The following is a 26139-nucleotide window of genomic DNA, read 5'->3' on the forward strand; positions in this document are numbered from 1 at the left end:
TGAAGGATGATGTGTCTATCAGGAGAATGCATAATGCGAATTGGACACGGTTTTGACGTACACGCCTTTGGCGGTGTTGGCCCAATTATCATTGGTGGTGTGCGCATCCCGTATGAAAAAGGATTGCTGGCGCATTCTGATGGCGATGTGGCATTACATGCGCTAACCGATGCCCTGCTGGGTGCGGCGGCGTTGGGCGATATTGGTAAACTCTTCCCGGATACCGATGCTGCGTTCAAAGGTGCCGATAGCCGCGAGTTATTGCGTGAGGCCTGGCGGCGTATTCAGGCTAAAGGCTATACGCTTGGTAATGTGGATGTCACTATTATTGCTCAGGCGCCGAAGATGCTGCCGCACATTCCACAAATGCGGGTGTTTATTGCCGAAGATCTCGGCTGCCATATGGATGATGTTAACGTGAAAGCGACCACCACGGAAAAACTCGGTTTCACCGGGCGTGGGGAAGGGATTGCCTGTGAAGCGGTGGCGTTACTCATTAAGGCAACGAAATGACAGCGTTTGAAGATTTGACGTATCTCCATGGCAAACCACTGGGCCATGGCGTTCTGAAAGCGAATCCGGAAGACTTTGTCGTCGTCGAAGATTTAGGCTTCGAACCGGATGGCGAAGGCGAGCACGTTCTGGTGCGTATTCTGAAAAACGGTTGTAACACCCGTTTTGTGGCTGACGCGCTGGCCAAATTCCTTAAAATCCATGCCCGTGAAGTGAGCTTTGCCGGGCAAAAAGATAAGCATGCTGTCACCGAGCAGTGGCTGTGCGCGCGCGTGCCGGGTAATGCAATGCCCGATTTAAGCAAATTTGAGCTTGAAGGCTGTAAAGTGCTGGAGTACGCCCGCCACAAGCGTAAGCTGCGTTTAGGCGCACTGAAAGGCAACGCGTTTACGCTGGTGTTGCGTGAAGTGAGCGAGCGTGATGATGTTGAAGCGCGTTTACAGGCGATTAGCGAGCGCGGCGTCCCGAACTATTTCGGCGCTCAGCGTTTTGGTATCGGCGGCAGCAACCTGCAAGGGGCGCTGCGCTGGGCGCAAAGCGATGCGCCGGTGCGCGATCGCAATAAACGCAGTTTTTGGTTGTCGGCGGTCCGTAGCGCGTTGTTTAATCAGATAGTCAATGAACGCTTGAAAAAAACAGACTTTAATCAAGTTGTTGACGGCGATGCGCTACAATTGTCGGGACGTGGAAGCTGGTTTGTCGCCACACAGGACGAACAGACCGAATTACAGCGTCGTGTTGATGAAAAAGAATTGATGGTAACAGCGGCACTACCGGGCTGCGGTGAGTGGGGAACTCAGCGCGATGCTCTGGCGTTTGAAGAGGCGGCTATTGCTGACGAAACCGCGCTACAGTCTCTGTTATTGCGCGAGAAAGTTGAGGCATCGCGCCGCGCTATGTTGCTGTATCCACAACAATTAAGCTGGAACTGGTGGGATGACGTAACCGTCGAGTTGCGCTTCTGGCTACCGGCAGGTAGCTTCGCCACCAGTGTTGTAAGGGAACTTATTAACACAATGGGTGATTATGCGTATATTGCTGAGTAACGATGATGGGGTCCACGCGCCCGGTATACAAACGCTGGCGAAAGCGCTGCGTGAGTTTGCTGACGTACAGGTGGTTGCCCCGGATCGTAACCGCAGTGGCGCGTCTAACTCGCTGACGCTGGAATCCTCACTTCGCACGTTTACCTATGATAACGGCGATATCGCCGTGCAAATGGGTACGCCTACCGATTGCGTCTACCTGGGCGTGAACGCGTTAATGCGTCCGCGTCCGGACATTGTCGTTTCTGGTATTAACGCGGGTCCTAATCTGGGTGATGATGTTATTTATTCCGGTACCGTTGCGGCGGCGATGGAAGGTCGTCATCTGGGGTTCCCTGCGCTGGCTGTCTCGCTCGATGGGCATAAACACTACGATACTGCTGCCGCAGTAACCTGTCGTATCTTACGGGCGCTGAGCCGTGAACCGCTGCGCACCGGTCGCATTTTGAATATCAACGTGCCGGATTTACCGCTGGATCAGATCAAAGGTATGCGAGTCACCCGCTGTGGCAGCCGTCATCCGGCGGATCAGGTGATCCCACAGCAGGACCCGCGTGGTAATACGCTGTATTGGATCGGGCCGCCGGGCGAAAAGTGCGATGCCGGTCCGGATACGGACTTTGCTGCCGTTGATGAAGGCTATGTTTCTATCACGCCACTGCATGTCGATTTAACCGCATACGGTGCGCATGAGGTTGTTTCTGACTGGTTAGACAGCGTGGGAGTCGACACGCAATGGTAAGCAGACGCGTACACACTCTCCTTGAACAATTACGTGCGCAGGGCATCAGAGATGAGCATGTCCTGGATGCACTCGCCGCCGTGCCGCGTGAAAAGTTCGTTGATGAGGCGTTTGAACATAAGGCCTGGGATAATATCGCCCTGCCGATTGGCCAGGGGCAGACCATCTCACAGCCCTATATGGTGGCTCGCATGACCGAGCTGCTGGAGCTAACGCCGCAATCCCGGGTACTGGAAATTGGTACTGGCTCTGGCTACCAGACGGCGATCCTGGCGCATCTGGTGCATCACGTGTGCTCTGTTGAGCGCATCAAAGGCTTGCAATGGCAGGCGCGTCGTCGCCTGAAGCAGCTTGATTTACATAATGTTTCGACCCGTCATGGTGATGGATGGCAAGGCTGGCAGGCTCGAGCGCCGTTTGACGCTATCATTGTGACGGCAGCACCGCCTGAGATCCCAACGGCATTGATGATGCAGTTGGATGAAGGCGGCATTCTCGTCTTGCCCGTGGGCGATGAGCACCAGTTTTTGAAACGGGTTCGTCGTCGGGGAGGCGAATTTATTATCGACACCGTGGAGGCCGTACGCTTTGTTCCCTTAGTCAAAGGGGAGTTAGCGTAGCTAACGCTGCTGAATACCTGGAGTTTTCCTGGATATTCTGGAATTAGTAAGCGTATCGTGGTCACGTTTTCCAGTGTCCAGTCCGATGCCTTGCACGGTGATTACGTCACTGGGTATTAACCAAATTTTCCTGGGGGATAAATGAGCGCGGGAAGCCACAAATTTACCGTTCGCCGTATTGCGGCATTGTCACTGGTTTCATTATGGCTGGCAGGTTGTTCAAACACCTCGAATCCACCAGCGCCGGTCAGCTCTGTTGGCGGCAACTCATCGTCGAACACCAGCTCCGGTATGCTGATCACGCCCCCACCAAAAATGGGATCAACGGCGACAGTACAACAAACGCCACAGATCCAACCGGTGCAACGCCCGGCGACTCAGCCAACACAGGTTCAGCCGGTTGCAGAGCAGCCTGTCCAGATGGAAAACGGGCGGATTGTGTACAATCGTCAATATGGGAATATTCCGAAAGGTAGCTATACGGGTGGCAGTACCTATACTGTTAAGAAAGGCGACACGCTTTTCTATATTGCCTGGATTACCGGGAACGATTTCCGTGACCTCGCACAACGCAATAACGTTCCGGCCCCGTATGGCCTGAATGTCGGACAAACTCTGCAAGTGGGCAACGCGTCGGGTGCACCGATTACCGGTGGTAATGCCATCACCCAGGCGGATGCAGCACAGCAAGGAGTTGTGACCAACCCTGCACAAAATTCCACCGTTGCTGTTGCTTCGAAACCAACAATTACGTATTCTGAGGATTCAGGTGAACAAAGTGCTAACAAAATGTTGCCGAACAACAAGCCTGCTGGGACCGTCGTCACAGCGCCTGTAACGGCTCCGGCAGTTAGTGCAACCGAATCGACTGCAAGCTCAACTTCTACCAGTTCGCCGATTTCTACCTGGCGCTGGCCGACTGACGGCAAAGTGATCGAAAACTTCGCAGCTACCGAAGGTGGCAATAAAGGGATCGACATTGCAGGCAGCAAAGGACAGGCTATTGTCGCGACCGCAGATGGACGCGTCGTGTATGCCGGTAACGCGCTGCGTGGTTACGGTAATCTTATTATCATCAAACACAACGATGATTACCTGAGTGCCTACGCCCATAACGATACAATGCTGGTCCGGGAACAACAAGAAATCAAGGCGGGGCAGAAGATAGCTACCATGGGTAGCACCGGAACCAGTTCTACACGCTTGCATTTTGAAATTCGTTACAAGGGGAAATCCGTAAACCCGCTGCGCTATTTACCGCAGCGATAATTCGGCGGAACCAGGCTTTCACGTGCTAGTTCCGTTAGGGATCACGGGTAGGAGCCACCTTATGAGTCAGAATACGCTGAAAGTTCATGATTTAAATGAAGATGCGGAATTTGATGAGAACGGAGTAGAGGCTTTTGATGAGAAAGCCTTGAGTGAAGAGGAACCCAGTGATAACGACCTGGCTGAAGAAGAGCTGTTATCGCAGGGGGCCACACAGCGTGTGTTGGACGCGACTCAGCTTTACCTTGGTGAGATTGGTTATTCGCCACTGTTAACAGCCGAAGAAGAAGTTTATTTTGCGCGTCGCGCACTGCGTGGAGATGTCGCTTCTCGCCGCCGCATGATTGAAAGTAACCTGCGTCTGGTGGTGAAAATTGCTCGTCGTTATGGCAATCGTGGTCTGGCGTTGCTGGACCTGATTGAAGAGGGCAATCTGGGGCTTATCCGTGCCGTCGAGAAGTTTGACCCTGAGCGCGGGTTCCGCTTCTCAACATACGCGACCTGGTGGATCCGCCAGACGATCGAACGGGCGATTATGAATCAAACCCGAACGATCCGACTGTCGATTCACATTGTAAAAGAGCTGAACGTCTATCTGCGTACCGCGCGTGAGTTGTCGCATAAACTGGACCACGAACCGAGCGCAGAAGAGATTGCGGAACAACTGGATAAACCGGTTGATGACGTCAGCCGTATGCTCCGACTCAACGAGCGCATTACCTCGGTAGACACCCCGCTGGGTGGCGATTCCGAAAAAGCGTTGCTGGATATTCTGGCCGACGAAAAGGAAAACGGTCCGGAAGACACCACGCAAGACGATGATATGAAACAGAGCATCGTCAAATGGCTGTTCGAACTGAACGCCAAACAGCGTGAGGTGCTGGCACGTCGTTTTGGTCTGCTGGGGTACGAAGCTGCGACACTGGAAGACGTGGGCCGTGAAATTGGCCTGACCCGTGAACGTGTTCGCCAGATTCAGGTTGAAGGTCTGCGTCGTCTGCGTGAAATCCTGCAGACGCAGGGGCTGAATATCGAAGCGCTGTTCCGCGAGTAAGCACAAGTTCTATCAAGAAAGGCCAGTTCTATTGGGACTGGCCTTTTTCTTTAGTGGATATGCAGACCGGGTAAGGCGGAGCCGTCATCCGGGACATTACCCCATCATCTTACGCACCAGATACGTAAACTGTTCGCGTTCTTGCGCGCTAAGCCGCCCGAGAAACTCATTATCTATACTGTCTCCCAGTTGTGTCACATGGGTAAGCAATGCATCACCCTCAGGCGTCAGATAGACAAATCGCCTGCGCTTATCTGCCGGATCGTGCTCGCGTTTTACCAGCCCCCGACTCTCCATCCGGCTCAGCATTTCCGCCAGTGTTGCTTTCGTACTCACCGCGGCCTCTGTTAAGTCAACTTGCTCGATACCAGGACGTTCAGCAATGGCCCGCATCACTGCGTACTGAGGTTTAGTCAGTTCCGGTAATGCCTGCTGCCAGCGAGCCGTATGCTTTTGAAAAAGCTGGCGTAGTAAGTGAAACGCGGTATTTCGTAACTCCATGGGAACTCCGGGCAAACGATCGGTCTCTATCATAGCGGGTAACGCGTGATTTTTTAACAAGCGCGACTTTAGCTATCTGTGCCAGGTGTCCTTGCCCGGAGTCGGTTGTGGGAGTATGTTAAGCAAAATGTTCGTACACGAACAATATTGAGAGGTTGAATGAGACTCATCGTAGGAATGACCGGGGCAACGGGAGCGCCGCTTGGCGTGGCGCTGCTACAGGCGCTGCGGCAAATGTCGGAAGTGGAAACGCATCTGGTGTTATCGAAGTGGGCGAAAACGACCATTGAGCTGGAAACGCCGTACAGCGTTCACGATGTGTCTGCGCTGGCGGACTACTGCCACCATCCGGCGGATCAGGCGGCGAGTATCTCCTCCGGATCGTTTCGGACCGACGGCATGGTTGTTATCCCCTGTAGCATGAAAACGCTGGCCGGTATTCGGGCTGGGTATGCGGACGGGCTGGTGGGGCGGGCTGCTGATGTGGTGCTAAAAGAAGGGCGCAAGCTGGTGCTGGTTCCGCGTGAAATGCCGCTGAGCACCATTCATCTGGAAAATATGCTCGCACTTTCCCGTATGGGTGTCGCAATGGTTCCGCCGATGCCCGCGTTTTATAACCATCCGCAAACGGTCGATGACATTACGCAGCATATTGTTGCTCGCGTTCTCGATCAGTTTGGTCTGGAACACCCAAACGCCCGTCGCTGGCAGGGATTACGGCAGGCGCAGAATTTTTCACAGGAGAATGAGTAATGGCATTTGATGATTTGCGCAGTTTTTTGCAAGCGCTGGACGACCAGGGACAATTGCTGAAAATCAGTGAAGAAGTGAACGCTGAACCGGATTTAGCGGCTGCTGCCAATGCCACCGGGCGTATTGGTGACAGCGCGCCTGCGCTGTGGTTTGACAACATTCGTGGATTTACCGATGCCCGTGTGGCGATGAACACTATCGGCTCCTGGCAGAACCACGCAATCTCGTTGGGTTTGCCACCGAATACGCCGGTGAAAAAACAGATCGATGAATTTATTCGCCGCTGGGATAAATTTCCGGTTGCACCAGAACGTCGCGCCAATCCGGCGTGGGCGGAAAACAGCGTCGACGGCGACGATATTAACCTGTTTGATATTCTGCCGTTGTTTCGTCTGAACGATGGTGACGGTGGTTTCTACCTTGATAAAGCCTGCGTGGTTTCGCGCGATCCGCTGGATGTCGACAATTTCGGTAAGCAGAACGTCGGTATTTACCGTATGGAAGTAAAAGGCAAGCGTAAGCTGGGCCTGCAACCGGTGCCGATGCACGATATCGCGCTGCACCTGCATAAGGCGGAAGAGCGCGGCGAGGATCTGCCAATTGCCATCACCCTTGGCAACGATCCGATCATCACTCTGATGGGGGCGACGCCGCTGAAGTACGATCAGTCTGAATACGAAATGGCGGGGGCACTGCGTGAAAGCCCGTACCCGATCGCCACCGCGCCGCTCACTGGTTTTGACGTACCGTGGGGCTCTGAAGTGATCCTTGAAGGGGTCATCGAAAGCCGTAAACGTGAAATAGAAGGGCCATTTGGTGAATTTACCGGTCACTACTCTGGCGGACGCAACATGACCGTGGTGCGCATTGATAAAGTGTCTTACCGTACGAAGCCGATCTTTGAATCGCTCTATCTCGGCATGCCGTGGACGGAGATCGATTACCTGATGGGCCCGGCGACTTGTGTGCCGTTATACCAGCAACTGAAAGCAGAATTCCCTGAAGTGCAGGCGGTTAACGCCATGTATACCCACGGTTTGCTGGCGATTATCTCCACTAAAAAACGCTACGGCGGCTTTGCCCGTGCGGTGGGGCTGCGGGCGATGACGACGCCGCATGGTCTGGGCTATGTGAAGATGGTGATTATGGTTGATGAAGATGTTGATCCGTTCAACTTACCGCAGGTGATGTGGGCGCTGTCGTCGAAGGTTAACCCGGCGGGCGATCTGGTGCAGTTGCCGAATATGTCGGTACTGGAACTGGACCCAGGCTCCAGCCCGGCAGGTATCACTGACAAGCTGATTATTGATGCCACTACCCCGGTTGCCCCGGATAACCGTGGCCATTACAGCCAGCCGGTATGTGATTTACCGGAAACGAAAGCCTGGGCTGAAAAGCTGACCGCCATGCTGGCCAACCGTAAATAAGGAGATGCAGATGATTTGTCCACGTTGTGCAGATGAACAGATAGAATTGATGGCGGTCTCGCCGGTGAAAGGTGTCTGGACGGTATATCAGTGTCAGCATTGTCTGTACACCTGGCGTGATACCGAACCGCTACGGCGTACCAGCCGTGAGCACTACCCGCAAGCGTTTCGCATGACGCAGAAGGATATTGATGACGCACCGATGGTGCCGAGTATTCCGCCACTGCTGGCAGAAGATAAGCGCTAATCAACATTGCCGGGTGCGGCTTCGCCTTACCCGGCCTACACATAGCGGTATTTTGTAGGCCCGACAAGCAAAGCGTCATCGGGCAGAACATACCAATATTAAGCCTCGGAATATCCGGGGCTTGTTATTTTGCGAGCAGGCTCGTAGCAAATGGCTTAATTTGTTCGAGGAGATGACACCTGGAATAGAATAGCTACGGGTGCTTGAGGCTTTCTGAGCTTTGAGCATTTGCAAGGTCCCGGAAAGACAAAAGCCCCAGGAGATAGTTCTATCAACCTGAGGCTAGCGTACAAACCTGAACAATTTGGATGTTAGTCTCTTCTTTGCAGGGAGGCAAGACATGCTGACAAAATATGCCCTGGTGGCGATTGTAGTGCTGTGTTTCACGGTGCTGGGATTTACGTTAATGGTACGAGATTCGCTGTGCGAGTTAAGTATCAAAGAGCGTAATATGGAGTTTAAAGCTGTTCTCGCTTACGAACCGAAGAAGTAGCAACAACGCGGGGGAAACCCCGCGTCTTGATGGTCTGGTTTCGGCCTCTCGCACCCATTTCAGAAGTACTCGCTTGTTGCCGTAGGCCCGATAAGCAAAGCGCCATCGGGCATTACAACGTTACACCAGACTCTTCAACCGGTAGATCCACTCCAGCGCCTGGCGCGGCGTCAGCGAATCCGGGTCGAGATTTTCCAGAGCTTCAACGGCAGGTGATGTCTCTTCCGGGGCACTGAGCAGTGACATCTGCGTACCATCAACCTGCGTTGCCGCGGCGTTTGGCGTGATGCTTTCCAGTTCGCGCAGTTTTTGCCGTGCGCGTTTGATAACCTCTTTCGGCACGCCAGCCAGTGCCGCGACCGCCAGACCATAGCTCTTACTCGCCGCGCCATCCTGTACGCTGTGCATAAAGGCGATGGTATCGCCATGCTCTAACGCATCCAGATGTACGTTCGCTACGCCTTCCATTTTTTCCGGTAACTGAGTCAGCTCGAAGTAGTGGGTAGCAAACAGCGTGAGTGCTTTGATTTTATTCGCCAGATTTTCAGCACAAGCCCAGGCCAGAGATAAACCGTCATAGGTAGAGGTCCCGCGTCCAATCTCATCCATTAGCACCAGGCTGTTCTCAGTGGCGTTATGCAGAATATTGGCCGTTTCGGTCATTTCTACCATGAAGGTTGAACGACCGGATGCGAGGTCATCCGCCGCGCCCACACGGGTAAAGATACGGTCGATTGGACCTATTTCTACCTTTTGTGCCGGCACATAGCTGCCGATGTAGGCCAGCAACGCAATCAGCGCGGTCTGGCGCATATAGGTGCTTTTACCGCCCATATTTGGCCCGGTAATAATCAGCATCCGCCGCTGCGGGGTAAGGCTAAGTGGGTTGGCGATAAACGGCTCACTCAGCACCTGCTCCACCACCGGGTGGCGACCCTCTGTAATACGGATACCGGGCTTATCGCTGAATGTCGGGCAGGTATAGTTCAGGGTATAAGCGCGTTCGGCCAGGTTGACCAGCACGTCCAGCTCTGCCAGTGCGCTGGCGCTCTGCTGTAAATCCGCCAGATGCGGCAACAGCATGTCGAACAGCTCGTCATACAGCTGTTTTTCCAGAGCCAGCGCTTTACCTTTTGAGGTCAGAACTTTGTCTTCGTACTCTTTCAGTTCAGGAATGATGTAGCGCTCGGCATTTTTCAGCGTCTGACGGCGCACATAGTTAATCGGCGCCAGGTGGCTCTGTCCACGGCTGATCTGAATGTAGTAACCGTGGACGGCGTTAAATCCAACTTTCAATGTGTCCAGGCCGGTGCGCTCGCGTTCGCGGATCTCCAGTCTGTCCAGATAATCAGTTGCGCCATCAGCCAGCGCTCGCCATTCGTCCAGCTCTTCGTTATAGCCCGGTGCGATAACGCCACCATCGCGTACCAGCACTGGCGGGGCATCAACCACGGCACGCTCCAGCAGTTCACGCAGTTCTGTGAACTCGCCCATTTTTTCGCGCAGCATCTGCACGGGAGCGCTGTTTACGTTTTCCAGTTGAGCGCGCAGTTCCGGTAATTGCTGGAAGGCGTGACGCATACGCGCCAGATCGCGTGGACGCGCGGTACGTAGTGCCAGACGCGCCAGAATACGTTCCAGATCGCCCACCTGACGCAGCACGGGTTGTAATTCGCTGGTGGCATCCTGTAGCGCGCCGATGGTCTGCTGGCGCTCGATCAGTATCTGCGTATCGCGCACCGGCATATGCAGCCAGCGTTTGAGCATACGGCTACCCATTGGCGTCACGGTACAATCAAGCACTGATGCCAGCGTGTTTTCTGCGCCACCGGCCAGGTTCTGGGTAATTTCCAGATTGCGGCGCGTGGCGGCATCCATAATGATGCTGTCCTGCTGGCGTTCCATGGTGATGGAGCGAATATGTGGCAGTGAGGTGCGCTGGGTATCTTTTACATATTGCAGCAGGCAGCCGGCAGCGCATAACCCACGCGGCGCGTTTTCCACACCAAAGCCGATCAGATCCCGAGTGCCAAACTGCAGGTTTAACTGCTGGCGGGCGGTATCAATTTCAAACTCCCACAGCGGACGACGACGCAGGCCGCGACGGCCCTCGATCAGCGATGTTTCTGCGAAATCTTCGGCATACAGCAACTCGGCAGGGTTGGTGCGCTGCAGTTCCGCAGCCATTGTCTCGCGGTCTGCGGGTTCACTGACGCGAAAACGCCCAGAGCTGATGTCCAGTGTGGCGTAGCCAAAACCTTTACTGTCCTGCCAGACGGCGGCCAGCAGGTTGTCCTGACGTTCCTGTAACAGCGCTTCATCACTGATGGTACCCGGCGTGACGATGCGTACCACTTTGCGTTCAACCGGCCCTTTGCTGGTCGCCGGATCGCCAATCTGCTCACAAATAGCGACAGATTCCCCCTGATTGACCAGCTTAGCGAGGTAGTTTTCCACCGCATGGTGGGGAATGCCCGCCATCGGGATGGGCTCGCCTGCCGATGCGCCACGTTTGGTTAGCGAGATATCGAGTAGCTGCGACGCACGTTTCGCGTCGTCATAAAACAGTTCGTAAAAGTCGCCCATGCGGTAAAACAGCAGGATCTCCGGGTGCTGAGCCTTCAGCTTGAGATACTGCTGCATCATGGGGGTATGGTTGGTGAAGTCCGTATCAAGTGACTCTTTCATATCGCCTTTGCTCTTTTTTTAATCTTTTTGGGTACCGGGGAAGTCTCATGTGAGCCCCTGGAAACTCACATAAACCCACAAATTTGTCATTCGAAAGCCGCCTAAAAGACAGTAACGGTGAGCGTTGGCTCAGACTGAATGCTGTATCTTATCACTGACAACCACTGAGATTCATCCGTCGGTTGTACCGGCAGAATGCCTGGCGATTACTCATTTTCCGGCAGAGCATAATTCTGGCAGTACAGATAGGGGATCCCTTCTTTGGTAATCAGATAGGTATCTCTGTTCAGTGCGAAAAGATCGACATTAGAGACGCTGGTGTTGGTCAGGAAGAAATCGGGCAGGATCTGCTGGATTAAACTGGCGGGAGCCGTTTCACGATTTGATACATGAATTTTCTGTGAGACCCATACCGGGCTGGTGCCGTAACTGGAGTGCGTAAAGAGCACCATGCGTTGTACAGTCTGTTCTTTATTAGTGGTGTCGCTAATAATGCCATCAATATTCACAATACCTTTAGTATCACCGCTTTTGATATCAATGATCCCCTTAAACGAGGCGGTATTACGCACGATATCAATGGCTGCCCGACAGGAAAGATTATGCAGGTGATTATGATTATTTCCGAGCCGCCAGATGCTGGCAATTGCAATTACGCAAAGGCAAAGCATCAGGATAATACCCGTCTGGGTACGGAAGCGGGGAGTGCGAGGAAGTAAATTCATTAGCTATCATACCGTGGGTAATAGACTGACTGACACGCGTTTTCTTGTTCGCCTTTCATTGGCGAGCGGCACAACAGCACCGACAATTTTTTTGATTCCGGATAGGTCGTGATATAGATAAATTTATTGTCCTGACACAACGCAGGATTTTTGTCGATAAACGCAGTATGCCGGGAAAAATTACTGGCATCGTTATTAAAATAATACTGACAGTCAGTTGATACTTGTGGCGCAGCAATATATCCGGAAAAATAATCATCACTGCTTTTCCACGGGAATACGATCAGCACGCAGATTATCAGTGTCAGTGCCATCATTATCGTTTCAGTGGGGGTTACCCGTGGTTTACGTGGTGTCTCTGCCAACAACGCCTCTATACCCGCTCCTGGTGTTAAGCCAGATTCGGGTGCTACCGGTATGTCAATGGCTAAAGGGATACTCTCCGGTGTTGCAATCTCCAGGATTTCAAACTCTTCATTAATAATCAGTCCCTTGCGAGGTATCGTTGTGATGAACGTTTGCTCCAGCTCCAGTTGCAGCAGGCTTTTGCGTAAAGACAGGATGCTCTGATAAAAGGCATTGAAGCTGACCTGGCGATGATTGCTACCCCAGCCAAACTCCAGCAATTCGTTCTGTGAGACGACCTTTCCGCGATGTTGAATAAGTAATAAAAGACATAGTGATGCCGAGTGTTTAAGTTTTATCTGCAGCCCGGGATGGTCTACCCGCGTCAGACACTGTGTGCCTGGCGTGAAGATTATTTTATTTTCAATTAGATAACTGACATTGCCAGTCTCGGACATAATGCCTCAGCTCTTGATGATGCACCCAGTGGTCAGTGGCTCATGATAACACTTTGTCCAAAAAAGACGCCAGAACCGCGCAGTGTTGCAATTCGATAGCATAATATTACAACAATAGTAACTTTTTAATGAAAATAAAGAGCATATAAATCAACGAATTGTGTCTTTTTGGCTATTGTACAAAGAGCAAAAAGACGAAATTGTGATGACAAAGGTGATAAACATTAATTCTTTGTGGACAGCGCAATATACTGCTCGACGCCACCACGCGAGAACAACGTCAGTGCCGTTAGCGCGTCAAAAGCACCAGGGAATGCTGGTGGTAGAGGTAGATAGGGATAAATGTCAGCTTGTATTAAAGCTGACATTTATTTTATCCGTTAACTAAATTCCACCATTATTTTGATGAAGCAATTATTTGCGTTAGAGAGTCCCATGTTCCAGAACGAAATAGACAAATCTGTAGTGCTGATTGGTGATGAAATAAAGAAATCGGATAACGCCTGGCTGTCCTTGCGTAAAAAACGTCAGCGCATAGATCTGAAAGTCGATGGAAATATCTTGTTTCTGGAGAAAGGGACGGTCTCTGTATATCGTGTAGAAAATGACTTAGTGACGGTAAGTATTTCTGCGCCGGCGATCCTTGGACTACCGCAAATGCGCACGGAGGTCGCTGGACACTATTTACGCTGCGACACCGATTGTGAAATGTGGGCCATGAGTGTACAGAACGCCGATCTTTTATTTACCGCTAAAAATCTCTGGAATCAGGCGTTTGATATCCTCGCGCACCATCTGCAACGCTATTTCCAGCGTGAAACATTGCAATCGCACAGAACCATTCGAGAGCTGATTATTGAACACGTTAAATATATTTGGGGGATGGAGCCCGCGGTACGTGAGAAAACATCCGTATATACCTTTATTTTGACCCGCAATCATATCTCGCGCAGTGCTATTCATAAGGTATTACAGGAGCTGGTGAATGACGGAAAAATCACTCTCAATCGGGGAAAACTGTCTGCTTATTCCGCGGCATAAACAGATGTTGTAATCTACGGCTAATATAGCCTCCTGCAGGAGGCTATATTAATGTCATGGCTATTTATCAACGTCAGAAATATTAGTCAACATGCCATTAAATGTTATTTATACATCATGCGACTGAAGCCGGCTTTCTGAATGACGATCGCGCAGCGTTGAATAAATAAAGGTGATGACAAACAGCAGGGAAAATAAAACGACAATCGTCGGCGCGGGGGCACTGTCGATGAAAAATGACAGGTATACACCCATAAATGACGTTGCAACCGATATGGCGGTAGCCAGTAACAATGCCTGGGCGAACCTGCGTGTCATTAAAATCGCAATCGCACCGGGGGCAATCAACAAGGAGATCGACAAAATAATACCCACCGACTTTAGCGTCGCGACGATAGTCAGGGCGATCATACACAGCAGACCATAATGCAGCAGTGTGGTGTTAAGACCGCTGGCCTTTGCCTGGTGCGGATCGAACGCATGAAGTAGCAGATCTTTCCATTTGAGCCCGATGATAAGCGCTATCCCTAAAGCGATAACCGCAGTCTGCGCAATATCGCCCAGCGAAACGCCCAGCATGTCACCGAACAAAATATGGTCCAGATGAATTTCAGACTGGATTGACACATACAGCACCAGTCCGGCGCCAAACATACCGGAAAAGACGATCCCCATCAGGGTATCGCGCTTGATACGGCTGTTATCGTCAAGATACCCGGTAGCGACCGCGCAGAACAATCCGGCGACAAAAGCGCCAATCGCCAGCGGAATACCCGCAATCCAGGCCAGTACAATCCCCGGAAAGACCGCATGGCTCATGGCATCACCCATCAGCGCCCAACCTTTCAACACCAAAAATACCGACAGCAGCGCGCAGGGTATGGCGACGATAACGGAGATAGTCAGCGCATTGACCATAAAGCTGAACTGAAAGGGTTCCAGTAATGTGGTTAAGAACATGAGGACTCCTTGTTCACCTGCCGGGCGCGGCGGCGGTTTGCCAGCAGACCGTGTTTGGGCGCAAACACGAACGCCAGCAGGAATAACAGCGTTTGCAGAACCACAATAATTCCTCCGGTTGCGCCGTCCAGCCAGTAGCTTAGCCAGGCACCAAAAAAGCTGGTCAGGCTACCGATAGCGACTGCAATAGTGAGCAGGCGTGGAAAACGATCCGTCAGCAACCAGGCGGTCGCGCCAGGCGTGACTACCAGGCAAATGACCAGAAACGCGCCGACGGTTTGCAGTGCGGCAACGGTGGAAACGGAGAGCAGCGTAAAAAATAGCAGCTTCAGCCGACCAGGATTCAGACCGATAGAGCGTGCATGGTTTTCATCGAAAAAGACCACCATCAGGTCTTTCCACTTCAGCAGCAGGATGGTCAGTGAGATAACGCCGATGATCGCCAGTTGCAAAATATCTTCCGGCGCAATCGCCAGCACGTTGCCGAGAATAATGGTCTGGATGTTCACCGACATCGGATTGAGCGACACCATAAACAGCCCGATACCGAAGAAAGAGGAAAATATCAGCCCGATGATGGCATCTTCCTTCAGTCGTGAGCGCTGATTGAGAAACAGCATACTGCCCGCAGCCAGTCCCCCGGAAAGAAATGCCCCCAGCGCGAAGGGAAGTCCTAACATATAGGCTCCGGCAACACCGGGTACGATGGAATGCGATAGCGCATCACCAATCAGCGACCAGCCTTTGAGCATCAGGTAGCACGAGAGGAACGCGCACAGGCCGCCGACCATCGCCGAAACCCACATGGCGTTGAGCATGTACTGGTAACCAAAGGGTTCTGTCAGCCAGTTCATGACTATTCCCCCTCGCGTGCCGCGCGACGCGAAATAAACGGGCGCTCATCATCGGTAATCACATGCTGCTCACCCCCGCTCAATGCGACGTGACGCAGAACGCCGCTAAATGCCTGTTCAAGGTTCTCGGTGGTAAAGGTGGTGTCAGTTGGGCCGCTTGCCAGCACGGTGCCTTTAATCATTACCGTGTAATCACAAAACTCGGTGACCGAGCCCAGGTTATGGGTGGAGACCAGCATGGTTCGGCCCTCATCACGCAATTCTCGCAGCAGACCGATGATACGTGCCTCGGTTTTTACATCTACGCCGGTGAAGGGTTCATCCAGCAAAATGACCTGCCCATCTTGTGCAATGGCCCTTGCGAGGAAAACGCGTTTTTTCTGCCCACCGGAAAGTTCACCAATCTGGCGATGGCGATAGTCCAGCATATCGACCCGCGCCAGCGCCGCATCCACGCAGGCGTGATCGTGCGCCTTTGGTCGGCGCAGCCAGCCCATATGGCCAAAGCGTCCCATCATGACCACATCTTCCACCAGCACCGGAAATGACCAGTCCACCTCTTCAGACTGGGGCACATACGCAATCAGATTCTGTTTTAGCGCCTTGCTGACCGGCTGTTGCAGGATAGATATTTCCCCCTGCGCCAGCCGGACAAACCCCATCAACGCCTTAAACAGTGTTGATTTCCCGGAACCGTTGACACCAACCAGCGCGGCAATCGAGCCGCCCGGAACCTGAAATGTGGCATCCCGCAGTGCGGTGTGGCCGTTGCGATACGTCACCGTAACCTGATTCACGGTAATCGCAGAGTGACTCATGGTTGGCTCTCCAGACCCTTGTTGATGCCGCTAACAATGGTTTGTGTGGTGACGCGCAGTAGATCCAGATAGGTCGGGACCGGGCCGTCGGCAGCGCTGAGTGAATCGACGTACAGCACGCCGCCGTAATGTGCGCCAGACTCCCGGGCTACCTGACGCGCGGGTTTGTCGGACACGGTGCTTTCGCTAAATACCGTGGGGATATGATGCTCTCTGATCGCATCGATCACCTTGCGTACCTGCTTAGGCGTACCTTGCTGATCGGCATTGATCGGCCACAGATAAAGCTCCTTGAGATTGTTATCACGAGCTAAATAAGAGAATGCGCCTTCGCTGGTGACAAGCCAGCGTTTATCAGCAGGGAGCTTTGCCAGTTCTGTATGCAGTGGCGCCAGTGTCTGCTGAATTTTCGCTTTATAATTCTGCGCATTATTCTGGTAGGTTGCGGCATTGTCCGGATCGTATTTGATCAGCGCATCGCGAATATTATCCACATAGATAAGCGCGTTCTCCGCTGACATCCAGGCATGCGGGTTGGGTTTTCCGTTGTACGGCCCTTCGCTGATGCCCATCGGTTGTACGCCGTTTGAAACCATCACTTCCGGTACGCCGGACAGATGCTGGTAGAAGCGGGCGAACCAGAGTTCCAGATTGAGACCATTAGAGAGAATTAACTGCGCGCCCTGCGCCCGCTTAATGTCGCCAGGCGTGGGCTGGTATTCGTGAATCTCTGCCCCGGGTTTGGTAATTGAACTGACGTCTGCCGCATCGCCTGCCACATTGCTAGCCATATCAGCAATAATCGTAAACGTCGTGATGACCTTGAACTTTTCTTTCGCCCAGGCAGGTGACAGCGTAAGTGCCGTCAACAGGCTGGCAAGGAGAACTGACTTCAGACGAGGCAGATGCGGCATAGTATCCCTCACAACAAAGTGGTTAATTAATCATCGAATATAGCCTTTGCTATGTTATATAGCACATGGCATAAATAAATGAAAATAATTCTTATTTGCGTAGGGTGCTAAGGAATAGACGGGGGATAATACGTTTCACACCGGCACGATTGCCGGCGTGAAGGGGACGAAAAAAACGGAGATTATGACTTCTGGAATTCAGTGACGGTTTCCCATGCTACCTGTTGTAACGCTTTGGCGGTGGCAGGGGTCATGTCTGTATCAACAGGAAGCGCGCCGCCGACCGGAGACTGGTTATACAGGGTGGCGAAGAATACGCAGGCGGCGAGATACGTACCAGAAATAGAAGGGTGTACACCATCATGATAATACAGGTTGATTTCCGGATGGGTCTTGCGCGCTTTCTCGAAAGCGAGACCTACCGGAGCGACATATCCCCCCGTTTTCTGCGCAATCGAGATATAAGCGTCCGCCAGCTTTTGGCTGTCTTCGGGTTTGTCTTTTTTCGGCCAGGTCATGAAATAGACAACTTTTGCACCCGCTTTATGTGCCATGTCGGCCATTTGGGTGGCAGAGTCAACGAAGTTTTGTCGGGTGCTTTCTTTCTTTGAAATCGTTTCTGTGGAGTTTCCCTGTAGCACCACCACATCCCATTTCTGTAATGTGTTCTGGTAGCGCATATTCTCAATCTGCCAGCCTAAATGACCGCTGGAAATCGTGATACCCCGATACTTATAGCCTTTGGCATGATCAGGCAGTAAAGACTGCGTCAAATCCCGTAATCGGGTATTGATATTGTTGTTATAGAACGTGAACGAGTTGCCATACAGCGCGACGATTTTATTCTCGCCATCCATTTTCGCATGTGCGGAAGGCGCCAATAACGTATCAGCGTGGGCACAGATACTGCTCAGTGCCAGGGCCGTTGCAACGGTAAGCAAAGTTATCTTTTTCATCGGTTATCTCTTAGAAATCATAACGAAGTCCAACGATGAGCGCATCATCATTGGTTTTTTTGTTCTTACTGGCGAATTCTTTATCGTAAGTAAATGATAACCATGTATCTTCAGCCAATGTTAATTGCGCTTCAGCACGCCAGTCTTCTTTTTCCGCAATATCTTTACCATCTTCATTTAGAAAACTATATCCTGTGAGAACCTTGACGGTGCCAAAGTTGTAGGAAATAAGTGAATCCATCCCTTTATAATTATTATCGCTTTTGTTATCGCGAGAAATAGACGTCCGTAATGCGGTTACCGCGACCTCATAGGCTTTATAACCGAGTTGCAATCCTCCCATAATTTGATCGTTTTGATTACGCCCATCGGTGGTCACTACGCCATCCTGTCGTTTGTAACGACTGGCCGCGAGTGCCGGTGTAATTCTAAAATCGCCAAATTTGAAAGACTTGCGATAACTGGCCATCGCGCCGTAATCCAGGGCTTCGTTATCGCTGTTGCCATTACCGGAGACCCATGCCAGTTGAATTTCGTTACCGGCAAATTTGGCGTTCCATTGAACGGTGCCGTCCTGTCGGTTGAACTGGTACGAATCATCAATGGTTGTAATGCCATAGCTATAGATATTAGGGGTGAAGTTTTTGTACTTATCGGTCATTTTCATGACCTGATACAACGGGTTTTTGGTTCTCCCGGTGATCAGTTCACCCCATGTTTTATTTGACAGACCGACATAGGAATAGCGGGCCTCCATATCGCTTTCACCGGTATTGTTATCATTTTTTTCGGTACGCACCTGCCATTCCAGGCGACCCACGATTTTAGTCTCTGGCAGAATATCCAGATCTCGGGTGAGATAAATACCTACACGGCCACCCAGATCGCTTCGGCTTTCACTGCCAGCAAATGAATTCTGGCCACTCGCAATTTTACCCTCAATGCGGCCATAGATATCCAGAGTATTGCCATCCTTATTATAGACGTTTAAGGCGAACGCCGAGGAACTCATACTCATAAGTAATATTAGCGAATAGTTTTTTAGCTTCATGTCATCCCTCAAACCAGCATTAATTTCCTGACCATAAAAATAAAGTTCACAGCGAGGTAATTGTTTGTGGAAAAGGATTGGCAGTGGTATGGGAATGATTTTTTCTCGTAATGAAATGTGACTATTCACGCATAAATATCTCTGAATTCGCTATTGTATTAATGGCTCTTATATTTAATAAGCATTTTTTTGGAAATATTACGGCTGCTTAAAATGTAATTTATAAATTACTGTGAAGTGCATCGCATTTCTAAAGAATGCAAAAACTGAAAATGGGAATATTGTATTCTCATAGCCATTTTTGGGGTGGGAATACTATTTTCCCCTATAATTTGGAAAACAGATCCCGCAAAATTGATTAATCACATTTTCGATTATGACGCATTCATTGGCCGGAGAGGCGCTGTATGTTCGGTAAGCAAACAACGGTATTTGATTCTGATCTTTATTCTTCATTGTTCACCCAAGGTCGGATGCGGGAAATATGGTCTGACGACAATCTGCTGCGGTGTTGGTTGCGGTTTGAAGCAACCGTCGCTCGCGTGCAAGGTGAGCTAGGGATTATCCCTGAGCAAGCCGCCGTCGAAATTGAAAAAACGTGCAGGGAAATACAGATAGATTGGCCGGCCCTGGCACAGGAAACACAGATAGTCGGTATGGCGATAAAACCGTTGATCGATCAGATCGCTGCCTGCGGTACTCCGTTGGTCAGCCAGTATCTGCACTGGGGATGTACAACTCAGGACCTGCTGGACTCTGGTATGGCGATGAGGTTGCAACAAACGCTGCAGCTGCTGCGTGAGCAATTGCTCGATGTTGGTGAAGCGATGAAGGCGATGGCAATACGCCACACCCGAACGGTGATGGTTGCGCGTACCAATTCGGTGGATGCTTCTGCGACAACATGGGGGTTGCATGTTTGCAGTTACCTGGCGGAGATAAACCGCCATCTGGCAAGACTGCAGCAGCTGTACCCGCGCGCAGTAACCGGGCTCTTTGGCGGTGCGGTAGGTAATCTGGCCTCGGTGGGTGAACAGGGAATGGAAACGCGTGAACGGCTGATGCGAGCGCTGGGTCTGAACGTGCCCTGCGGCATTAATAATGCCAGCCAGGATGCGGTGGTTGAAGTTGTGCAGTTTTTTGCTCTTGTTCATGGCACGCTGTGTCGTCTGGCCAACGACGTTGAAATAATGGGGCGCACGCCGATTGCTGAACTGCTTGAGGGGGAGGGCGGTGGCGGGTCGAGCACGATGCCGCATAAAGTTAATCCGCGCGCCAGTAACATGATGCAAACGCTGGCAAGGATGGGATGGATGTATGCGTCAGGCGCTCCGGCAATGCTGGATCAACAGGATGTACGCGCCGCCTCAATGAGGGTATTAAACTGGACTATCCTCCCTGAAGCCTCTAATGCGTTATCGACCAGCCTGACACGCGCAAAGAATCTGCTTTCACATCTCATCATTAATGAAGAGAAGATGCGCGCCAATTTTGACTGCTCGAAACACTTTATTATGTCGGAATCGCTGACGATGAAACTTGCCGCCAAAATCGGCAGAGAGTCCGCCTATAATTTAGTGAAAAACCTGCTAAAGCATGCAACCGGAGAGCACAGCTTCATGGCGATCATGCAGGCTAGCCCGGAAATCCGCGCATCATTGTCTGTAGAGGAAATTACCACCGCCTGCGAGCCGCTGTCATATATCGGGGCTAACGATGCGCTCATTGCTGAAACTATAGCTGAGTTCGATCGCGCGAAAACGGCAGAGATTGCCTGATTCGTCTTGCTGCCTGCCGGGAGGGATAACTCTCCTGGCTGCTGGCGGTGCTAAGTGTTGTGTGCTGATGCAGAAAACGTTTCGAAAAAGACAAATAATTCCTCTAGTTGCGCAAAATTCCCCTCGTTATCTCCTTTCTCATAAGCCAGATGCAATATGAGTTCGATAAAAAAGAAGCCGAGTATACGGCTTTGAAAAATGGATTGTACGTCGCTGGGAAGAACAAACTGCAGATCGCAGAATTTACCGTAAGGGTTCGCTTCTGAGTTGGTAACCAGCACCACGACGGCATTCTTTTTTCTGAACCATTTTGCAATATTGAGGGCAACCCGATTAAATCGATAGTAGGAGAACACAATCAGGACATCCCCCTCCTCAATATTGATGAGGCATTTGGGGAGTTCGCTGATGTCCGTCGGTAACAGAGTGATGTCACTGCGAAAGTACTTTAACAGTGTACAAAAATGCGTCGCCATTGCATGAGATGATGAAGGGCCGACGACATAAATATGACGTTGATTATTCAGTACCAGATCGATAAACGCATTAAGACTTTCAATATCGATGTTATTTTTAAATTGATTAAATAATTCTGATACTTTGTGGGTGAAATCAGTAACGATACTTTCGGTTGTGATGCTAGGATTGTTACGTAGTTTGATATTTTTCTCAAAAGGTGCAGATATTTTATTCTTAGACAGCGTAATGTCTAATGCTTTGCGGAAAGCAGCATAACCCGTAAACCCAATTTTATTTAAAAATCGGCCAATGGTTGCTTTGCTGACCATCGCATTTTGCGAGAGATCAACAATGCCATGATAGGGAAGCTCATTGAAGTGTTTATTAATGTACTCATTAAGTCGGTACTCAGATTCAGTCAGATCGCCCATATTAAGAGTAAGTGAGTTATACTCATCCAGACTTAATGTGTTTTTTTTGTACATAGATAACACCCGATGGCTGTTGTATATCAACGTTGTTATAGGGTAATACGCTTTCGACGTCAATCATAGAATGAATATGTTGGAAACCCGCATCCAGCCTTCGCTAAGGGATGCGACCACATTCAGATGAGTTGCGATCTTACTCACAAAAAGGGGTGGGAAAACACCTTTCCCGTATTTTGCAACCACACAACCCATTACAATTAAATCTCAATATTTGAGTATGTAATACGATAAATTTACGGACATGTTATAGCTGCTTATATATAGGTGTGATTTTTGCTTATCCTACATAAGCTATGATGAGATGACGGGTAACCCTACCAAATTTGTATGGCATAGGAATTGTTATTATGACGGCGTTTATTATAGCAATAGTGATAACAGTTATTGCTGCATGGTTAATTGTGAAAAATTATCAGCCGCAAACTGTTTTATTACTCGCTGGACTGGCATTATTGACCATTACCGTTCTGTTTTACCCTGAAAACAGCATTCTCTATGATAAAGCGAAATCCACGGGGTCAACCTGGCTGGATATCTTTAGCTTTGCAAAAGAATCGCTTACCACACAAATTGCAGGTATTGGTCTTATCATCATGGCGGCGGGTGGATTTGCCAGCTATATGGATCACATTAAAGCGTCGAACGCGATGGTCAATATGTGCATTCGACCGCTGCAGGTGATTAAAGCGCCTTACCTGATCCTCGCACTGGGGTATATCTGCGCACAGCTTCTGCATGTGGCCATTTCAAGTGCGGCGGGGCTGGCGATGTTGCTGCTGGTGACATTCTTCCCGGTTCTGGTTCGTCTGGGGGTCAGTAAAGCCTCTGCGGCCGCGATGATTGGTCTGTGCGCGTTTATGGATCTAGGGCCCGCGGTAGGTACGGCGAATCTGGCGGCCAAACATGCTGGCATGGAAAGCGCTATCTACTTTGCTCATTACCAGATGCCGGTGGCGGTGGTGGTGATGCTGGCCGTGGCGGTGGTGATTTACTTTAGCGCGAAGTATTTCGACAAAAAAGATGGTTTCGTTCCGGGGGCGCAAAGCGTGGCGCAAGCGGAAGAAGAAGGCCGTAAGGTACCCGCTATTTACGCGCTGTTACCCGTCCTGCCTGTCGTACTGGTGCTGGTCTTTAGCCCTTTGGTTATCAAGTCCATCAAAATTGACGTGGTCACGGCGATGATCCTTGGCGCTGTCGTCGCATTTTTCTTTGAACTGGTGGCTACCCGAGATTTCAAAAGCTGCTGCAAAGGGATACAGGTCTTTTTCAAAGGGATGGGCAGCATGTTTACCAGCATCGTTTCCTTGCTGGTGTGTGCGGATATCTATGCCCAGGGGCTGCAGAAAATTGGCGCGGTGGACTACCTGTTACAGTCGGTGCAAAACGCAGGTCTGGGCTTTACCAGCATGACGCTGGTGATGACCGCGCTGGTGGGCGTAACCGCCGTCCTGACAGGCTCTGGTGTTGCTGCCTTTTTCTCCTTCTCCGGCCTGGCCCCCTCCATTGCGGCAAAATTTGGTGAGAGCGCCGTCAATATGATCCTGCCTATGCAGTTAATGGCGGGAATGGGGCGCTCAATGTCCCCAGTGGCCGGCATTATTATTGCGGTGAGTAAAGCAGGAGAATGTTCACCGTTTATGATCGTCAGAAGAACGCTGCTTCCAGCGCTGGCCGGTATCGCGGCGATGCTGGTTGCCAACTATGTCCTGATTTGAATCCCGAGAGCCTGTTAATACAGGCTCTTATTTTTTTATCTGGTTGTAATTTATGGATGGCAACGTGACAAACGATGTTTTATACGTCCCGTTTACGGGGAAGTTACTGCTTGAGTCTCCGTTATTAAACAAGGGAAGCAGCTTCACGCAGCAAGAAAGGCATGACTTTAACCTGTGTGGGCTACTGCCTTGCGCCATTGAGAATATTGATGAACAAGCCGAACGGGCGTATCAGCAATATCTTGAGGCAGAATCCCATGACGCTCGACATATTTATCTGCGTAATATTCAGGATACCAACGAAACGTTATTTTATTACCTGCTGAAAAAGCATCTGCCAGAGATGCTACCCATCGTTTATACCCCGGTAGTCGGAGCCGCCTGCGAAAAATTCTCGTGGATATATCGTCGTGCTCGCGGTGTCTTTATCTCCTGGCCCGATCGCGATCGTATTGACGATATTTTGCATGATATTCCGCGGCACGATATCAAAGTCATCGTTGTCACTGATGGTGAGCGCATTCTGGGGCTAGGTGACCAGGGCGTTGGCGGTATGGGGATTCCTATTGGGAAACTATCGCTCTATACCGTCTGTGGCGGGGTAAATCCGGCGAATACGCTACCTATTTTGCTGGATGTCGGTACGAACAATACGCGGCTGCTGGACGATCCGCGCTATATCGGCTGGCGCCACCCGCGCGTAACTGGCGAAGAGTACTTCGTATTTATAGGAATGTTTATCGCCGCCGTAAAACGGCGCTGGCCTAACGTTCTGCTGCAGTTTGAAGATTTTGCCCAGCATACCGCGGTGCCGCTACTGGACCGTTATCGCGATGAGCTGTGCTGTTTTAATGATGATATTCAGGGCACGGCGTCGGTGGCTCTGGCGACTCTGGTTGCTGCCTGCCGAGGCAGCGGTCGTGACTTCCGTCAGCAATCAATCGTAATTGTCGGGGCGGGTGCTGCAGGATGTGGGATCGCCCGGCATATTATTGCCTGCCGCATCAGTGAAGGAATGAGCCAGACCGAAGCCAGACGGACCATTTTTATGGTGGATCGCGACGGTCTGGTGATGACCACCAATAATGCCTTAGCTGATTTCCAGCAACCGTTGGCGCAGCCTCCCGAGGCCGTATCTGACTGGCAGTATGAGGGGCAGGCACCGTCATTATTGGAGGTGATCCACAATGCCAAACCCACGGTGATGCTGGGTGTGTCGGGCCAGGCTGGGTTGTTCTCGCAGGAGGTCATTAGCACGATGTACCACTACTGCGACCGCCCGATCGTTATGCCGTTGTCGAATCCCACTTCGAGAATGGAAGCGCGACCAGAAGATATCATTCGCTGGACCGAGGGGCAGGCCATCATCGCGACCGGCAGTCCCTGCGATGTGATTGAATTTAATGGACGCTCCATTCCGGTGGCGCAGTGCAATAATGTTTATGTTTTCCCAGCCATCGGTCTGGGGGCTATCGCCAGCGGCGCGACACGCGTAACAGAGGCTATGCTGATGGCGGCAAGTCGTGTGCTGGCTGATGCTTCCCCGTTGGTACGTAACGGGGAAGGCGCTCTGTTGCCGGAGATTGGGACAATCTGCGAGGTGACCCGTAGCATTGCCTTTGAGGTCGGTAAGGCGGCACAGCAGTCGGGTGTGGCAGGTAATATGAGCGACGACGCGCTGTTGCAAAGCATAAAAGATAACTTTTGGTTACCGCACTACCGTCCTTATAAACGCAGGGCAATTTAGCAGTTGTGACGAGTAAGCGGTACTCGGGTCTTGGTTGCCTTCACGATTAAGGTGTATTATTTATGCAACTTAATTGTGGAGGCATCATGTCCGGCAAACGTATTGCTCGTGAAAAAATGACGATCCAAAAGATGATCTCGCTGTATGAAAGCCAGTGTCCGGAAGCTTCAGATGAGCAGGGGCATTACGATGCGTTGTTTGCTTATGCGCAAAAGCGCCTGGATAAGTGCGTGTTTGGCGAGGAAAAACCGGCCTGCAAACAGTGTCCGGTACACTGCTATCAGCCAGCCAAACGGGAAGAGATGAAGCAAATTATGCGCTGGGCCGGGCCGAGAATGCTCTGGCGTCACCCGATTCTGACCGTTCGCCATCTGATTGATGACAAGCGTCCTGTCCCGGAATTACCTGAGAAATATCAGCGCAAGAAGTAATCTGGTTATTTTGTGCCGGATGGCGGCGATGCCTTATCCGGCC

27 protein-coding genes are annotated in these 26139 nt (G+C 51.2%); 15 read left to right on the forward strand and 12 right to left on the reverse strand.

Annotation, left to right across the window (positions count from 1 at the left end; all coding sequences use genetic code 11):
- Positions 1 to 33: 33 nt before the first annotated feature.
- The 6 genes from ispF (at position 34) to rpoS (ending at position 5244) form a co-directional block, all read left to right on the forward strand.
- Positions 34 to 513, forward strand: a complete 480-nt coding sequence (gene ispF / locus FDX19_RS11170; protein ID WP_005130881.1) for a 2-C-methyl-D-erythritol 2,4-cyclodiphosphate synthase — start codon at positions 34 to 36, stop codon at positions 511 to 513.
- On the forward strand, positions 510 to 1559 hold the full coding sequence (gene truD / locus FDX19_RS11175) for a tRNA pseudouridine(13) synthase TruD (protein ID WP_137382754.1): 1050 nt from the start codon (positions 510 to 512) through the stop codon (positions 1557 to 1559). The genes ispF and truD overlap by 4 nt, the downstream gene beginning before the upstream one ends.
- On the forward strand, positions 1540 to 2301 hold the full coding sequence (gene surE, locus FDX19_RS11180; RefSeq protein ID WP_137382755.1) for a 5'/3'-nucleotidase SurE: 762 nt from the start codon (positions 1540 to 1542) through the stop codon (positions 2299 to 2301). The genes truD and surE overlap by 20 nt, the downstream gene beginning before the upstream one ends.
- Positions 2295 to 2921: a protein-L-isoaspartate(D-aspartate) O-methyltransferase gene (locus FDX19_RS11185; RefSeq protein ID WP_061068474.1), complete on the forward strand. Its 627-nt coding sequence runs from the start codon at positions 2295 to 2297 to the stop codon at positions 2919 to 2921. Before surE ends, FDX19_RS11185 begins: the two co-directional genes overlap by 7 nt.
- 186 nt (positions 2922 to 3107) lie before the next feature.
- Positions 3108 to 4190, forward strand: a complete 1083-nt coding sequence (gene nlpD / locus FDX19_RS11190) for a murein hydrolase activator NlpD (protein WP_249357549.1) — start codon at positions 3108 to 3110, stop codon at positions 4188 to 4190.
- Positions 4191 to 4251: 61 nt separating this feature from the next.
- A complete protein-coding gene (rpoS, locus tag FDX19_RS11195) occupies positions 4252 to 5244 on the forward strand; it encodes an RNA polymerase sigma factor RpoS (protein WP_052961632.1) in 993 nt (330 codons plus the stop codon).
- Positions 5245 to 5340: 96 nt separating this feature from the next.
- Here the strand turns inward: rpoS and FDX19_RS11200 are convergent, their stop codons facing one another.
- The gene (locus FDX19_RS11200) at positions 5341 to 5745 is read right to left on the reverse strand and encodes a MarR family winged helix-turn-helix transcriptional regulator (protein WP_121584982.1); all 405 of its coding nucleotides are present in this window, start codon (positions 5743 to 5745) and stop codon (positions 5341 to 5343) included.
- Between the two features lie 159 nt (positions 5746 to 5904).
- Between FDX19_RS11200 and FDX19_RS11205 the strand changes: the two genes are divergently transcribed.
- The 4 genes from FDX19_RS11205 (at position 5905) to FDX19_RS11220 (ending at position 8665) form a co-directional block, all read left to right on the forward strand.
- Positions 5905 to 6498: a non-oxidative hydroxyarylic acid decarboxylases subunit B gene (locus FDX19_RS11205; RefSeq protein WP_137382757.1), complete on the forward strand. Its 594-nt coding sequence runs from the start codon at positions 5905 to 5907 to the stop codon at positions 6496 to 6498.
- Positions 6498 to 7925, forward strand: coding sequence for a non-oxidative hydroxyarylic acid decarboxylases subunit C (locus tag FDX19_RS11210; protein WP_048213052.1), 1428 nt, complete (start codon positions 6498 to 6500; stop codon positions 7923 to 7925). Before FDX19_RS11205 ends, FDX19_RS11210 begins: the two co-directional genes overlap by 1 nt.
- 10 nt (positions 7926 to 7935) lie before the next feature.
- Entirely contained in the window at positions 7936 to 8172 is a 237-nt protein-coding gene (locus FDX19_RS11215; protein ID WP_137382758.1) for a non-oxidative hydroxyarylic acid decarboxylases subunit D, read from the forward strand.
- Between the two features lie 340 nt (positions 8173 to 8512).
- On the forward strand, positions 8513 to 8665 hold the full coding sequence (locus FDX19_RS11220) for a Hok/Gef family protein (RefSeq protein WP_043017378.1): 153 nt from the start codon (positions 8513 to 8515) through the stop codon (positions 8663 to 8665).
- 120 nt (positions 8666 to 8785) lie between these two features.
- Here the strand turns inward: FDX19_RS11220 and mutS are convergent, their stop codons facing one another.
- The 4 genes from mutS to FDX19_RS25095 form a co-directional block, all read right to left on the reverse strand.
- Complete coding sequence (mutS, locus tag FDX19_RS11225) at positions 8786 to 11353, reverse strand: DNA mismatch repair protein MutS (RefSeq protein WP_137382759.1); 2568 nt, start codon at positions 11351 to 11353, stop codon at positions 8786 to 8788.
- A 206-nt stretch (positions 11354 to 11559) separates the two neighbouring features.
- A complete protein-coding gene (locus FDX19_RS11230; RefSeq protein ID WP_137382760.1) occupies positions 11560 to 12078 on the reverse strand; it encodes a hypothetical protein in 519 nt (172 codons plus the stop codon).
- A complete protein-coding gene (locus FDX19_RS11235) occupies positions 12078 to 12881 on the reverse strand; it encodes a winged helix-turn-helix domain-containing protein (RefSeq protein WP_137382761.1) in 804 nt (267 codons plus the stop codon). Before FDX19_RS11235 ends, FDX19_RS11230 begins: the two co-directional genes overlap by 1 nt.
- A 224-nt stretch (positions 12882 to 13105) precedes the next feature.
- Positions 13106 to 13249 (reverse strand): hypothetical protein, encoded by a 144-nt coding sequence (locus tag FDX19_RS25095; protein ID WP_170974368.1) that lies wholly within the window; start codon positions 13247 to 13249, stop codon positions 13106 to 13108.
- 67 nt (positions 13250 to 13316) lie between these two features.
- Here FDX19_RS25095 and FDX19_RS11240 point away from each other — a divergent pair, with 67 nt between their 5' ends.
- Positions 13317 to 13922 (forward strand): helix-turn-helix domain-containing protein, encoded by a 606-nt coding sequence (locus FDX19_RS11240; protein ID WP_137382762.1) that lies wholly within the window; start codon positions 13317 to 13319, stop codon positions 13920 to 13922.
- A gap of 108 nt (positions 13923 to 14030) precedes the next feature.
- Here FDX19_RS11240 and sitD read toward each other — a convergent pair whose 3' ends face one another.
- From sitD to FDX19_RS11270, 6 genes are all read right to left on the reverse strand, one after another.
- A complete protein-coding gene (sitD, locus tag FDX19_RS11245) occupies positions 14031 to 14882 on the reverse strand; it encodes an iron/manganese ABC transporter permease subunit SitD (protein WP_137382763.1) in 852 nt (283 codons plus the stop codon).
- The gene (gene sitC, locus FDX19_RS11250; RefSeq protein WP_048213040.1) at positions 14873 to 15736 is read right to left on the reverse strand and encodes an iron/manganese ABC transporter permease subunit SitC; all 864 of its coding nucleotides are present in this window, start codon (positions 15734 to 15736) and stop codon (positions 14873 to 14875) included. Before sitC ends, sitD begins: the two co-directional genes overlap by 10 nt.
- A gap of 2 nt (positions 15737 to 15738) precedes the next feature.
- On the reverse strand, positions 15739 to 16554 hold the full coding sequence (sitB, locus tag FDX19_RS11255) for an iron/manganese ABC transporter ATP-binding protein SitB (protein WP_137382764.1): 816 nt from the start codon (positions 16552 to 16554) through the stop codon (positions 15739 to 15741).
- Positions 16551 to 17468, reverse strand: a complete 918-nt coding sequence (locus FDX19_RS11260; RefSeq protein WP_137382765.1) for a metal ABC transporter substrate-binding protein — start codon at positions 17466 to 17468, stop codon at positions 16551 to 16553. The genes sitB and FDX19_RS11260 overlap by 4 nt, the downstream gene beginning before the upstream one ends.
- 182 nt (positions 17469 to 17650) lie before the next feature.
- Positions 17651 to 18424, reverse strand: coding sequence for a DUF4886 domain-containing protein (locus FDX19_RS11265; protein ID WP_137382766.1), 774 nt, complete (start codon positions 18422 to 18424; stop codon positions 17651 to 17653).
- Positions 18425 to 18434: 10 nt separating this feature from the next.
- Complete coding sequence (locus FDX19_RS11270) at positions 18435 to 19475, reverse strand: porin (protein WP_137382810.1); 1041 nt, start codon at positions 19473 to 19475, stop codon at positions 18435 to 18437.
- Between the two features lie 407 nt (positions 19476 to 19882).
- Here FDX19_RS11270 and FDX19_RS11275 point away from each other — a divergent pair, with 407 nt between their 5' ends.
- Positions 19883 to 21253, forward strand: coding sequence for an adenylosuccinate lyase family protein (locus FDX19_RS11275; RefSeq protein WP_137382767.1), 1371 nt, complete (start codon positions 19883 to 19885; stop codon positions 21251 to 21253).
- A gap of 50 nt (positions 21254 to 21303) precedes the next feature.
- Here the strand turns inward: FDX19_RS11275 and FDX19_RS11280 are convergent, their stop codons facing one another.
- Positions 21304 to 22197 (reverse strand): MurR/RpiR family transcriptional regulator, encoded by an 894-nt coding sequence (locus FDX19_RS11280; protein ID WP_137382768.1) that lies wholly within the window; start codon positions 22195 to 22197, stop codon positions 21304 to 21306.
- Positions 22198 to 22550: 353 nt separating this feature from the next.
- Between FDX19_RS11280 and dcuC the strand changes: the two genes are divergently transcribed.
- From dcuC to FDX19_RS11295, 3 genes are all read left to right on the forward strand, one after another.
- Positions 22551 to 23918: a C4-dicarboxylate transporter DcuC gene (gene dcuC, locus FDX19_RS11285; RefSeq protein ID WP_079938759.1), complete on the forward strand. Its 1368-nt coding sequence runs from the start codon at positions 22551 to 22553 to the stop codon at positions 23916 to 23918.
- A 52-nt stretch (positions 23919 to 23970) separates the two neighbouring features.
- The gene (locus tag FDX19_RS11290; RefSeq protein WP_137382769.1) at positions 23971 to 25665 is read left to right on the forward strand and encodes an NAD-dependent malic enzyme; all 1695 of its coding nucleotides are present in this window, start codon (positions 23971 to 23973) and stop codon (positions 25663 to 25665) included.
- 86 nt (positions 25666 to 25751) lie between these two features.
- On the forward strand, positions 25752 to 26096 hold the full coding sequence (locus tag FDX19_RS11295) for a nitrous oxide-stimulated promoter family protein (RefSeq protein ID WP_048213037.1): 345 nt from the start codon (positions 25752 to 25754) through the stop codon (positions 26094 to 26096).
- Positions 26097 to 26139: the final 43 nt, after the last annotated feature.

This window comes from Citrobacter sp. wls619 (assembly GCF_005281345.1).
Classification (GTDB): Bacteria; Pseudomonadota; Gammaproteobacteria; order Enterobacterales; family Enterobacteriaceae; genus Citrobacter.